General features: G+C 69.7%; 9 protein-coding genes. 6 read left to right on the top strand and 3 right to left on the bottom strand.

Going from position 1 to position 12719, the window contains the following annotated elements:
* Positions 1-100 precede the first annotated feature (100 nt).
* From ABGA98_RS40330 to ABGA98_RS40310, 5 genes are all read left to right on the top strand, one after another.
* Positions 101-1243 carry an ABC transporter substrate-binding protein gene (locus tag ABGA98_RS40330; RefSeq protein ID WP_347623746.1) on the top strand — a complete coding sequence of 381 codons (1143 nt, stop codon included), beginning with the start codon at positions 101-103 and terminating at the stop codon, positions 1241-1243.
* Position 1244: 1 nt separating this feature from the next.
* Complete coding sequence (locus ABGA98_RS40325) at positions 1245-2114, top strand: branched-chain amino acid ABC transporter permease (protein ID WP_347623745.1); 870 nt, start codon at positions 1245-1247, stop codon at positions 2112-2114.
* Positions 2111-3916 carry a branched-chain amino acid ABC transporter ATP-binding protein/permease gene (locus tag ABGA98_RS40320; protein ID WP_347623744.1) on the top strand — a complete coding sequence of 602 codons (1806 nt, stop codon included), beginning with the start codon at positions 2111-2113 and terminating at the stop codon, positions 3914-3916. Before ABGA98_RS40325 ends, ABGA98_RS40320 begins: the two co-directional genes overlap by 4 nt.
* Entirely contained in the window at positions 3913-4614 is a 702-nt protein-coding gene (locus ABGA98_RS40315) for an ABC transporter ATP-binding protein (protein WP_347623743.1), read from the top strand. Before ABGA98_RS40320 ends, ABGA98_RS40315 begins: the two co-directional genes overlap by 4 nt.
* A gap of 242 nt (positions 4615-4856) precedes the next feature.
* Positions 4857-6923: a PQQ-binding-like beta-propeller repeat protein gene (locus ABGA98_RS40310; RefSeq protein ID WP_347623742.1), complete on the top strand. Its 2067-nt coding sequence runs from the start codon at positions 4857-4859 to the stop codon at positions 6921-6923.
* A gap of 50 nt (positions 6924-6973) precedes the next feature.
* On the opposite strand, the gene ABGA98_RS40305 is transcribed toward ABGA98_RS40310, so the two are convergent.
* From ABGA98_RS40305 to ABGA98_RS40295, 3 genes are read right to left on the bottom strand one after another with little or no spacing between them, the layout of a single operon-like run.
* Positions 6974-7684, bottom strand: a complete 711-nt coding sequence (locus tag ABGA98_RS40305) for a TetR/AcrR family transcriptional regulator (protein ID WP_347623741.1) — start codon at positions 7682-7684, stop codon at positions 6974-6976.
* A gap of 9 nt (positions 7685-7693) precedes the next feature.
* Positions 7694-9421 carry a TIM barrel protein gene (locus ABGA98_RS40300; protein WP_347623740.1) on the bottom strand — a complete coding sequence of 576 codons (1728 nt, stop codon included), beginning with the start codon at positions 9419-9421 and terminating at the stop codon, positions 7694-7696.
* A gap of 12 nt (positions 9422-9433) precedes the next feature.
* Complete coding sequence (locus tag ABGA98_RS40295) at positions 9434-10279, bottom strand: shikimate dehydrogenase (protein WP_347623739.1); 846 nt, start codon at positions 10277-10279, stop codon at positions 9434-9436.
* A gap of 322 nt (positions 10280-10601) precedes the next feature.
* Between ABGA98_RS40295 and ABGA98_RS40290 the strand changes: the two genes are divergently transcribed.
* Positions 10602-12713 carry an alpha-glucuronidase gene (locus ABGA98_RS40290; protein WP_347623738.1) on the top strand — a complete coding sequence of 704 codons (2112 nt, stop codon included), beginning with the start codon at positions 10602-10604 and terminating at the stop codon, positions 12711-12713.
* The last annotated feature ends 6 nt before the right edge of the window (positions 12714-12719 follow it).

The raw sequence follows: 12719 nt of genomic DNA, 5'->3' as shown, positions 1-12719 counted from the left end.
AAACCGTTGTAAGTTCGAGATTCCCTCCGCCCCTCCCGTCGCTTATAACGAACGTACTAGTCCGTGAATTAAGACTCACCTACCCTCTACGAGGTGAACCGTGCGTTCCACGAGATTCTCCATCGCAGCAGCGGTCCTGATCACCGTCGCCGCCTGTGCCCCACCCGGCCAGCAAGCCGAAACCGCAGCCACGGCCACCGGCCCGATCAAGATCGCCAACGTCAACGCGCAGAGCGGCCAGCTCAGCTCACTCGGCCAGTGGGAGCACAAGGGCGTCAGACTCGCCATCGACGAGGCCAACAAGGCCGGGGGCGTCAACGGACGGCAGATTCAGCTCGACCTGTTCGACAGCCAGGGCGACCCGACCGTGGGCACGAACGTGGCCAGAAAGATCGCCGCCGAAGGCTACATCGCCATGCTCGGCACCGCCGAGAGCGCGGTGACCCTGGCCATGGCGCCCATCCTGAAGGACGCCAAGATCCCTAACATCACCTCGGGCCAGTCGCCCAAGCTGGCCGAGCTGAAGAGCCCTTTCATGTTCCTCAACGCGCCGACCAGCGTCACCTTCGACGAGACGCTGGCCAAGCACCTGGTGGACGACAGGGGCATGAAGAAGATCGCGCTGATCAGCAACAACGGCGCGTACGGAGCCGGCGAGCACGACGCGTTCCTGGCCGCGCTCAAGAGCAGGAACGTCACCCCGCTGGCCGACGAGGTCGTCACCCCCGACCAGAAGGACTTCAACTCCAACCTCGCCAAGATCCGCGAGCAGGATCCGGAGGTGCTGTTCATCGGCGCCGAGGAGGTCCAGTCAGGGCTGATCGCCAAGCAGGCCCGCGAGCTTGGAATCAAGGCGGTCTTCGCCGGCGGCGCCCCGGTGGGCACCGACGTGTACGCGACCACCGCCGGCTTGGAGAACGCCGAAGGCACCATCGTCAGCTCCCCCTACTTGAGCAACGAGGCCAGCCCGCAGATCAAGGAGTTCGCCGCCAAGTACAAGGCCGCCTACAATGAGGACGCCCGCATGCACGTGGCCAAGGCCTACGACGGCGCGTCCATCCTCGTCGAGGCGCTCAAGCAGACGGGCGGCGAGGGCGGTCAGAAGCTGGCCGACGCCATCCGCGGCACCAAGCGCGCCGGACTGCTCGGCACCTACACCTACGACGCCAACGGCGTCGGCATCCACGAGACCAAGATCGGCCTGGTCGAGGACGGCAAGGTCGTGCCCGAGGCCGCGAGCTGACGTGCAGGTCTTCCTTCAGACCCTGATCGGCGGGATCACCTTCGGGGCGGTGTACGCGCTGGTGGCGATGGGCTTCTCGATCGTCTACCGCACCATGGGCCTGGTCAACTTCGCCCACGGCAGCGTCGTGATGATCGGCGCGTACGCCGCCTCAACCTTCTACATGGCCAGCAAACTGCCCTTCGCAGTGGCCGTCGTGGTCGCGATCGCGGTCACCGGCCTGATCGGTCTGGTGATCGAGCGCTTCCTGCGTCCGCTGGAGAACAAGGACTTCACGCTGATGCTGATCGGCACGATCGGCTTCGGCGCGGTCCTGGAGGCCGGCGCGGTGCTCGTCTGGGGCGCGACCGGGCACGCCGTGCCGTCGCCGGTCGCGACGGGGCCGATCGATGTGGGCGGCATCCGCATCCCCGCCTACAGTTTGCTCGTCATCGCCGTCGCCGCCGCCGCGACCGGGCTGCTGGCGCTGTTTCTGCAGCGCACCAAGCGCGGCGCGGCCATGCAGGCAGCCGCCATGGACCACCAGGCCGCCACCGCGTGCGGCATCCACGTCGGCCGCAGCAACGCCCTGGCCTTCGCGATCGGCGCGGGGCTCGCGGCGCTGGCCGGCAGCCTCATCGGGCCCCTGCTGTACGTCAACCCGACCATGGGCGGCACGCTCGGCATCAAGGGCTTCGCCGCGGCCATGCTCGGCGGGTTCGGCAGTATGCCGGGTGCGATCGTCGGCGGCCTGGCCTTCGGCCTGCTCGACTCCTTCGCCGCCGGCAACTTCCAGGAGTACTCCGAGCTCGTGACCTTCCTGGTGTTCGCGGTGATCGTGATGATCCGCCCCACCGGCATTTTCGGAGAGGCAATGGTGAACCGCGCATGAAACGTCTGGTGCTCATCGCCATCGCCACGGTCGTGGCTTGGCTGCTCCCCTACGGACTGGGCGGCTACGCCATCCACGTCGCCGACGTCGCGATCATCTTCGCGATCCTGGCCATCGGGCTCGGCCTGACGATGGGCGTGGCCGGGCAGATCAACCTGGCCCAGGTCGCCTTCTTCGGCGTCGGCGCCTACACGGTGGCCATCCTGACCACGGAGGCGGGGTTCGGCTTCTGGACGGCGGCCGTACTGGCGCTGCTGACCGCGGTGGTGTTCGGCGTGCTGACCGGCATCCCGGCGCTGCGCATGCAGTCGCACTATCTCGGCATCGTCACTCTTGGTCTCGCGCTGGCCTTCACCAACTGGGTCACCAACTCCACGATCGCGGGCCGCGCCGAGGGCATCAGCGACATCCCGGTGCCGCCCATGTTCGGCATCGATCTGTCCAGCGGCTACCTGTTCTACTACGTCGAGCTGATCATCTTCGCGATCGCGCTGGCCTTCGCTCTGCTGGTCACCCGCTCGCCGCTGGGTCGTCGGCTGCGCGCGATGCGCGACGACGACCTGGCCGCGGGCTCGCTGGGAGCGGAGATCCCGCTGCTGCGCATGACCGCGTTCGTGCTGTCCGGCCTGTACGGCGGCCTGGCCGGCATCCTGTACGCCGGGCTCATCCGCTTCGTCGCCCCCGAGTCCTTCAACATCGCCAACATGTTCCTGCTGCTCGCCATGGTCATCATCGGCGGCCGGAGCAGCATCCTGGGCTGCGTCGTCGGCGCGATGGGGCTCTCCCTGATCAGGGAGGCCCTGCTGGACGCCTCCGGCTACGCCCAGCTCGGCTACGGCTTGGTGGTCGTGCTCGTGGTGGTCTTCGCTCCCAAGGGCCTGGCGGGCCTGCCCGGCCAGATCAGGCACCTGGTGCGCCGGCACACCGGCGCCTCACGGGCTCAGCTGGGCCCGTTCCTGCCCTACGACGCCGCGCCTGTCGTCGACGGTGAGGCCGCGCTGGAGGTCCGGGAGGTGACGATGCGGTTCAAGGGGCTGGTCGCTCTCGACGCGGTGTCCCTCACCGTTCCCACCGGTCAGATCCGCGGCATCGTCGGCCCGAACGGCTCGGGCAAGACGACGCTGTTCAACGTGATCAGCGGCTTCTACACGGCCACGCAGGGATCGGTGGAGCTGCACGGGCGCGAGGTGACGGGGATGGCACCGTACCGGCTCTCGCAGCGCGGCGTGGCGCGCACGTTCCAGAACCTGCGTCTGTTCGAGGAACTCAGCGTGCGCGAGAACCTGCTGCTCGCCCTGGACCGCACCCGCACCTTCTGGATCTGGCGATACCCGATCCTGCCGTGGAAAGTGCTGGGCCAGGAGCGGGCGCTGCACCGGAGGGCGGAGGAGCTCATCGAGCGCTTCGGACTCACCGAGGTCTGCGACGCCGAGCCGCGCTCGCTCCCGTACGGGATCCAGCGCCGCATCGAACTGGCCCGCGCCATGGCCATGTCCCCGACCCTGCTCCTGCTCGACGAGCCCGCCGCCGGGCTGAACGGCGAGGAGGTGCGGCAGCTCGCCGAGATCGTGACCTCCATCAGGGCCTCGGGCGTCACCGTCATCATCATCGAGCACAACATGGGGCTGGTCATGTCCCTGTGCGACCAGGTCACCGTGCTGTCCAGCGGCAAGGTCATCGCGGACGGCCCGCCGGCCGAGGTCGCCGTGCACCCGGATGTGGTGGCCGCCTACCTCGGTGACTCGATGGATGCACCGACCGAGGAGACCGCCGAGGCCGCAGTAGCGGAGGCGACCCGATGACCACGCTCACCGTCGAAGAACTGTCGGTTCACTACGGGGGTGTCCGCGCCACCCACGGCGTCTCCTTCACCGTCGAACCCGGCCAGTCGCTGGGCATCATCGGCGCCAACGGCGCGGGCAAGTCCTCCACTCTCAAGGCCGTCATGGGACTGGCGCCACGTCAGGCCAAGGCCATCCGCTTCGGCGACCACGACCTGCTGCGCGCGCCCGCGCACACGCTGGTCAGGCACGGTATCGGATACGTTCCCGAAGGCAGACACGTCTTCCCAGGGCTCACGGTGGAGAAGAACCTCCTGCTCGGCGCGTACACCAGGAGCTGGAAACGCACTCCCATCGACGAGGTGTACGAACTGTTCCCGGTGCTGGGCGAGATGCGCCACCGTCTGGCGGGGGCGCTGTCCGGCGGGCAGCAGCAGATGCTGGCGGTGGGCCGGGCTCTGATGTGCCGGCCCCAGGTGATGCTGCTGGACGAGCCCTCCATGGGCCTGTCGCCGATCCTCGTCGCCGAGATCGCCGGCGTGCTCAAGCGGCTCAACGCCGACGGCCTGGCCATCCTGCTCGTCGAGCAGAACGCCAAGCTTACCTTCGACGTCACCACCACCTGCCTGGTCATGGAGAACGGCGCGATCGCCGCCACCGGCGCCTCCGCCGAGCTGAGCAACGACCCCCAGGTCCGGCGCATCTATCTCGGCCTGTGACGGTCCGCTCCGGCGCGCCGCTCGCGGCACGGGGTTTGCTCCTCCCGGCGGTCGCGCCCGGCGCGGCGCCGGGTCCGTCACTCGTCTGAACATGCCCGGCAGGGCGGAGACGTCATGGGCATGGGAGGAACATGGTCCGCCAGACGGATCGAATGGTCCGTTGACGAGCACAGGGACGCGATCTATGGTGCGTCCATCAGACGGATGCATCAGTCCACAGAATGGAACGTTAGGGGATGGTCATGGTTCGTCGCAGAGAATTACTCGCGGGCGCCGTTGCCGCCGTCGCGCTTGCGAGGGCCGGACAGGCACCGGCCTCGGCAGCCACCGAGCGCTCCGATCGGGATTTCCCGAAGATCGGCGGCAATCTGGCCAACCAGAACCACAGCCGGCTGCGCGCCCTTCACCGAGGCAACATCAAACGGCTGCGCGCCGCGTGGGTGAACAACATCGAGGGCGGCCTGGCATCCGGCAACAGCCAGAGCACCACCGTGGCCGTGAACGGCGTTCTCTATATCGAATCGGCGCTGGGCAACGTCGTCGCGGTGGACGGCCGTACCGGGGCGACGATCTGGAAGTACGAGCAGACACGCGGCGCGGTCACCCGCCGCGGCGTCGCGATCGGCGCCGGCAAGGTATACACCTGCGCCAACGGCAACTGGCTGATCGCCCTCGACCAGCGCACCGGCCAGGTCCTCTGGGAGCGGCAGCACAACGGCTACGGCAACTTGGAAAAGGTGGCCGTCACCTACCACGACGGCATGCTCTACTGCGGCACCAACGGTGGCCCGCGCGGCGCGGCCCTCGCCTTCGACGCCGAGACCGGCGACCTGGTCTGGCACTTCTGGGGCACCGCGGCTCCGGGCGAGATCGGCGGCGGCACCTGGGAGGGCGACTCCTGGCAGGTCGGCGGCGCGACACCGTGGATGCACTGCGCGATCGATGCCGAGCTTGGCATGGTCTATTGGACGTTCGGCAACGCCAGGGGCAGCAAATCGTCGCAGGACGGCTCCGAGCGCGGCGGGCAGAACCTGTTCGCCAACTCGATTGTGGCCATGGATCTGAAGACCGGCACGTACCGCTGGCACTTCCAGTCCGTCCACCACGACATCTGGGACATGGACAACGTCATGGCGCCGGTGCTGGTGGACGTCCGCGTGCGCGGCCGGATGCGCAAGCTCGTCGTGTACGGCAGCAAGACCGGCATGTACTACATTCTCGACCGGGTCGACGGCTCCGCCCCGCTCGGCATCGACGAGCTGCCCGTGCCGCAGGAGCCGCGGCAGAAGACGTGGCCGACGCAGCCCTTCCCGCGCCAGGGCGGCTGGACAGAGCTGGAACCGGTGTGGCAGCCGCTGGGCACGGAGATCCCCGGCCTCCCGCACCGGGCAGTGCCGAACTACACCATCGGCTCGCTGTACACGCCGCACTGGGACGAGCCGATCCTCACCATCCCCGGCCACGGCGGCGGCGCCGACTGGAACCATCAGTCCTACAGCCACAGCACCTGCCTCGTCTACACCGGCTTCGGGTACGTGGCCGCCGCCCACTCCCTCACCGAGTCCTCCAACGGGCTGCGCCCGCCGGGCGAGTACATGACCGGCGGCCTCGTGGCGGTGGACCCGTCCACCAACCGGATGCGGTGGAAGAAGAACCTGCCCTACTCGTCGGCCCACGGCAACGGCATCCTCACCACCGCCTCCGACCTGCTGTTCATCGGCCAGCCCGACGGCAACCTGCTCTGCCTGGACGCCCGCGACGGCCGCGAGCTGTGGCGCTGGCAGACGGGTGCGGCCATCAGCAGCAGCCCCATCGCGTACGAGGTGGACGGCGAGCAGTACGTCGCCGTCTACGCCGGCGGCACGGGCATCCCCTACGGCAACTCCGCGCCGCGCGGCGACCACCTGTGGGCCTTCAAGCTCGGCGGACGGGTGCACCCGGCCACCGCGCCGCCCCCGCCCGTGGTGCGCCGACCGGTTTCGGGCGGACCGGTGGAAGGAGCCGCCGTGAACGACACGGTCGTGCTCGCCCGCGTCTACGCCGACGGACAGGTGGGCGCGGTCGAGTCCACGGCCGTGAACGCCATGGCGCCCACCCACCTGCGGGTGCCGGTGGGGACCACGGTGACCTTCGTCAACCCGCCGGACAACGTGCACGTGCACGGGGCCACCCAGTTCTTCGAGGGACTGTTCGACGTACGGCTCAGGCCTGGCGAGTCGTTCCGATACACCTTCACGAAACCGGGCGAGTACTTCTTCAACGACTGCCACAGCCCCCGACCGACCGGGAAGGTCGAGGTCACGGACTGATCAGCGCGACGTCGGGGCTCAGGAGAGGGAAACGTTCGAGCGCCGGCGGGTCATGGCCGGCGATCACGAGCCGGGGCCGCCGGCCGGCTCCTGGACACGTCGGAGGCCAGGACCACGCCCGCGCCGCGTAGATAGGCCACGACCGCGTCCCCCACCATCCGCCGTAGCCGGTCACGGTGTTCGGGTGCGGTCATGTCGCGCCCGAACAGCGCGCCGAAGGTGTGCTGGTTGGCCACCCGGAAGAAGCAGAACGAGCTGATGAGCATGTGCACGTCGATGGCGTCGGCTTCGGTGACGAAGTCGCCGCTCGCCGTGCCCGCGTCGAGGATCGCCTTGATGAGGTCGAGCACGGGCGTGCCCAGGCCGGCCAGCGCCTGTGACTTGCGGATGTGCTCGGCCTGGTGGATGTTCTCGATCGTCACCAGCTTGATGAATTCGCGGTGCAGGTCGTGGTGGTCGAAGGTCAGCTCGGCCAGCGTGCGGATGGCCTCTAGCGGGGCCAGGTGCTCCACCTCGATGGCCCGCTCCATCTCGCGCACCTCGGCGTAGGCCTTCTCCAGGACGGCGATGTAGAGCCGTTCCTTGCTGCCGAAGTAGTAATAGATCATGCGCTTGGTGGTCCGCATGCGGGCGGCGATCTCATCGACCCGCGCCCCCGCGTAGCCGTGGCGGGCGAACTCCTGCTGGGCGACCACGAGAATCTCCGCCTTGGTGCGGTCGGGGTCCCGCTGGCGTTCGGGGGCGGCGGGCTGAGAGGTCACCAGCCCATCCTAGTGACCTCCCGCATGTTGCACGGCGAGCCGGATGGGGGCGTTCGCGGCACCGTAGCCCTGATAACCACCGACGCGCTGGACGAGTTCGAAGAAGACCCGGCCCACCGTGACGGTGTAGAGGTGAAGGAACTCGCCGCCGTGCTCGTCCCGGTCGTACAGCACCCCGAGGCGGCGCAGCTCGTGATCGGCCTCGTGGCGGGCCACCAGGTCATCGTAGTAGTTGCCCGGGATGGGCAGGAGCAGGCCGGGATACTCGCTCCGCAGCCTGCGGGCGGCAGCCACGACGTCGTCGCAGGCCAGCGCGATGTGCTGCCACGGAAGGTGGTCGGCGCCGACCTGGGCGATGTTCATCACCATGCGCACGGCGCCGCCGGGGCCCGACATGGCCTTGCTGCGCAGCATCCCGTACGGGTCGGGCACCTCCAGGCTTTCCTGCGGGCGCAGGCCCAGCACGCTGCGGTAGAACAGCGCGGCCTCGTCGAAGTGGTGCCGCGGCTGGGCGAGCGCGACGTGGTCGATGCCGGTGACCGGGCCCGGCATCGGCCCGGCCGGCGCGAAGTCGGCGAGCCAGGCCTCGTCGCAGAAGAAGATCTCGGTGCCGTCCGGCGCGGCCACCGCCTCCAGCTTGGCCTCCTCAGGGGCGCGCTCGCGGGGCAGGACCGGCGAGAGCAGTGACTCGGCGTGCCTGGCCGCGCCGGCCGGATCGGGGCTGTCGAGGCCGATGGCGATGAGCGCGGGGTCGGCTCGGGTGGCGTTGAGCAGCAGCCGAGCGCCGCCCTGCTCCCACAACTCGACCGGCTTGGTGGGGTGCGTGCCCGTGCGCGCGAAGCCGAGCGCGCCCAACAGCCTGCCTACCGATCCCGTGCCGGACAGCTCGGCGAAGGCGAACCCCGTGGCGACGGCCGGATGCGTCTCACCGCGCAGGCTCTGCTCCAGGGCGATCAGCGAGCGCATGCCGTCCAGCGCGGTGCGCTCCACCGACGCCTGGCGGAAGACGTCGTTGAACACCTCCAACGACAGCGGCCCGGCGTAGCCCGCACGCAGCACGCTGGCCACGAACCCGGTCAGGTCGAAGGTGCCCTGCCCTGGGAAACAGCGGTAGTGGCGGCTCCATTGCAGCACGTCCATGGCCAGCAGGGGTGCATCGGCGAGCTGCAGGAAGAAGATCTTCTCGCCGGAGATGGCCTCGATGCCGATGGGGTCGGAGCCGCGCGAGAGGATGTGGAAGCTGTCCAGACACACGCCCAGGTTGGGATGGTCGGCCAACCGCACGACGCGCCAGGCATGCAGGTACTCGTTGACATGCCGGCCCCAGGCCAGTGCCTCGTAGGCGATGCGGATGCCGTGGCCGGCGGCGCGCTCAGCCAGCAGCCGGAGCTGCTCGGCGGCCAGCTCGTCCCCGGCGATCGCGTCGGACGAGACGTTCGAGCAGACCAGCAGCATGTCCGCACCGAGCCGCTCCATCACCCGGAACTTGTGCTCGGCCCGGCGCAGGTTGCGCGCCAGCGTGTCGGCGTCCACCGCCTCGAAGTCGCGGAAGGGCTGGTAGAGGTCGATACCGAGGCCGAGATCGGCGGCCCTGGCCCGCACCGCCTCCGGCGGCAGTGGGCTGGCCAGGAGATCATTCTCGAAGATCTCCACCCCGTCGAACCCGGCAGCGGCGATGGCCTCCAGCTTTTCGGCCAGCGTGCCGCTCACGGACACGGTGGCGATGGACTTGCGCACGGTTTCTCCTCTTCAGACGGCGATGAGGTCGGTCAGGTGGGCGAGCATCCGCTCGGCGTCCGGTTCCCGGCCGGTGAACAGCCTGAACGCGTGCACGGCCTGGAAGACGACCATGCCGCCGCCGTCCAGCGTGCGGCAGCCGAGCGCCCGGGCCTGCTTGAGCAACTCCGTCTCCAGCGGACGGTAGACGATGTCGGCCACCCACAGCCGGGGGTGGAGCAACTCGGCCGACAGCGGCAGGCCCGGATAGTGGGCCATGCCGGTCGGGGTCGCGTGCACCAGTCCGTCCGCCCGCTCCAGCTGCTCCGGCAACTCGGCCTGGACCGCGGATCGGGCGCGCCCGGCGCCATACCGGGCGGCCAGTTCACCAGCGAGGGCGCGCGCCCGCGCCACGTCGGCGTCGATGACGGTGATCCGGTCGGCTCCCATGGTGAGCAGTGCGTGCGCCACCGCGGCCCCCGCTCCCCCGGCACCGAGCTGCACGACCCGGTGGGTAGGCGCGTCGGGCAGGCCGCGGGCGAACGACTCGGCGAATCCCGTCCAGTCGGTGTTGTGGCCGATGGCCCGATCGCCGTCGAACACCACGGTATTGACCGCGCCCAGCATGCGGGCATCCGACGACAGCTCATCCAGGAACGGGATGACAGCCTGCTTGCAGGGGTGGGTGACATTGAGCCCGTCGTAGCCGAACCGCCGCGCCGTACGGACCAGTTCGTCCATGTCACTGCCCACGCGATCGATGTCGAGCAGCCGGTAGACGTAGTGCAACCCGTGGTGCCCGGCCTCCTGCTCGTGCAGCGGCGGGCTCAAGGAGGGGCCGATGCCCGAGCCGATCAACCCCACCAGGAATGAATCCATCACGTCTCCCTTTCCAGCAGGTACGACAGACGCGTGAACGCCGGCGCGGGCCCGTAGACGACCAGCACTGCACGTCTGGCTCTACTAATGTACGTACTAGTGAGTTACGTTACTAGCTCCGATGCATTCCCTGCTCGCAGCAATGTCCCTTCGAGTACCTGCCGAACGCGAATGGCAGCGCATGCCGCCAGTCGCCTCGTGACGCGGGGGCAGTGCTCGCCCCTGGCACCCTTACCGCCGACGGCTGCTGACGGGTCCGCGTGATCTGTTTTCGGTAGATTCACGATGGATCAACCCATCGTCGAGCAGACCAGAGGAACACGTGAGCATTCCGGACCTGACCGACGTCCATCCCGCGTGGCTTCCCCCCGGCGCGTTCCGCGCGGTCGGTGCGCGCCGCGTCCTCGTGCTCGGCGACGGGCTCCTCACCGGCACCGTACGCGCGGAGGTCGAGCAGGCCTGCGCCCGGCACGGGGGCACCCTGGAGCAGGACGCGGCGGGATCCCCCGACCTCGTGCTCGCGCTCTCCGGCGCGGTTCCCTCGACGGCGGCCGTACGGGCGGTCCTGGCGGGGCAGGGCGGGTCCGCCATCGGCGATGAGGGCTACCTGCTCGCCCGCCGCGACGGTGTCACCGTGGTGCTGGCCGACGATCCGGCCGGCCTGCTCTACGGGCTGTTCCACGTGGTCAGGCTGGGCGAGGAGGCGTTCGCGGGCGAGCGCCCCGCCGAGCCGCACCGGCCCGCGGCGCGCCGGCGCATGCTCGACCACTGGGACAACGTCGACGTGCATCCGGTGATGGGCCAGGTCGAGCGGGGCTATTCCGGCGGGTCGATCTTCTGGCGGGACGGCGGCCCCCGCGGCGACCTGGCCAGGGTACGGGCCTACGCGCGGCTGCTGGCCGCGACCGGCGTGAACGCCATCACGGTGAACAACGTCAACGTGCACGCCACGGAGGCCCATCTCCTGACCGACCGGCTCGGCGACGTGGCCGCCATCGCCGGCGAGGTGCGCCCGTACGGGATCCGGGTGCACCTGTCGGTCAACTTCGCCTCGCCGATGAGGCTCGGCGGGCTGCCCACCGCCGACCCGCTCGACGAGCGGGTGCGGGAGTGGTGGGCGCGCACCACCGAGCACGTGTACGCCGCCATCCCCGACTTCGGCGGGTACGTGGTCAAGGCCGACTCCGAAGGCCAGCCGGGCCCGTTCGCGTACGGGCGCAGCCACGCCGACGGCGCGAACACGCTCGCCGACGCCCTGGCCCCGTTCGGCGGGATCGTGCACTGGCGGGCCTTCGTCTACAACCACCGGCAGGACTGGCGGGACCGGTCGACCGATCGTGCCCGCGCCGCCCACGACCATTTCGCGCCGCTCGACGGGCGGTTCAGGGACAACGCGATCCTGCAGGTGAAGCACGGCCCGATGGACTTCCAGACGCGCGAGCCGGTGTCGCCGGTGATCGCGGCCATGCCGTCCACCCGCCTGGCGGTGGAGCTGCAGGTGACGCAGGAGTACACCGGCCAGCAGCGGCACGTGTGCTACCTGGCGCCGATGTGGAAGGAGGTGCTCGGGTTCAGGCCGTGGGGCCCCGGCGAGGCCGGGGACGGGGACGGGGACGGGGACGCGGCTGGGGACGCGGCTGGGGACAGGGCCGGGCGCAGCGTGGCGGACGTCGCGATCGGCGAGTCGGGCGAAGGCGGCGGCCTGGTCGCGGTCTCCAACGTCGGCGACGACTTCTACTGGACGGGCCATCCGCTCGCCCAGGCCAACCTGTACGCCTTCGGCCGCCTGGCCTGGGACCCGCGGCTGGAGCCCGGCGCCGTCCTCGACGAGTGGATCGGCCTCACGTTCCCGCCGGCGGAGGGCGGTGACCCCGGGCCGCTGCGGCGCACGCTGCACGCGATGATGGACGGCTCGTGGCGCACCTACGAGCGTTACACGGCGCCGCTGGGCGTCGGGTTCATGGTCCGTCCCGGGCACCACTACGGTCCCGACGTGGACGGCTACGAGTACACGCCGTGGGGCACCTACCATTTCGCCGACCGCGACGGCGTCGGGGTCGACCGCACCCGCGCGTCCGGCACCGGGTTCACCGGCCAGTACCCGCGGCCGTGGTGCGACGTCTACGAGTCGCTCGGCACCTGCCCCGACGAGCTGCTGCTGTTCTTCCACCACGTCCCGTACGGGCACGTGCTACACGACGGCACCACGGTCATCCAGCACATCTACGACACCCACTTCGCCGGGGTCGAGGAGGTGGCCGAGAGCCGGCGGCTCTGGGAGCGGGCGGAGCTGGGGGACGCGGCGCTGCACGCCCGGGTGACGGAGCTGCTCGACGAGCAGCTGCGCTGCGCGGAGGAGTGGCGCGACCAGGTCAACGCCTACTTCTTCCGCAAGTCGGGGGTGCCCGACGCCCGGGGCCGGCGCATCCCGTGACGCGCC

Source organism: Nonomuraea sp. B1E8, from assembly GCF_039871515.1.
GTDB lineage: Bacteria > Actinomycetota > Actinomycetes > Streptosporangiales > Streptosporangiaceae > Nonomuraea.
Note: the sequence above shows the minus strand (reverse complement) of the source record. Positions and strands in the feature narration are given on the sequence as shown.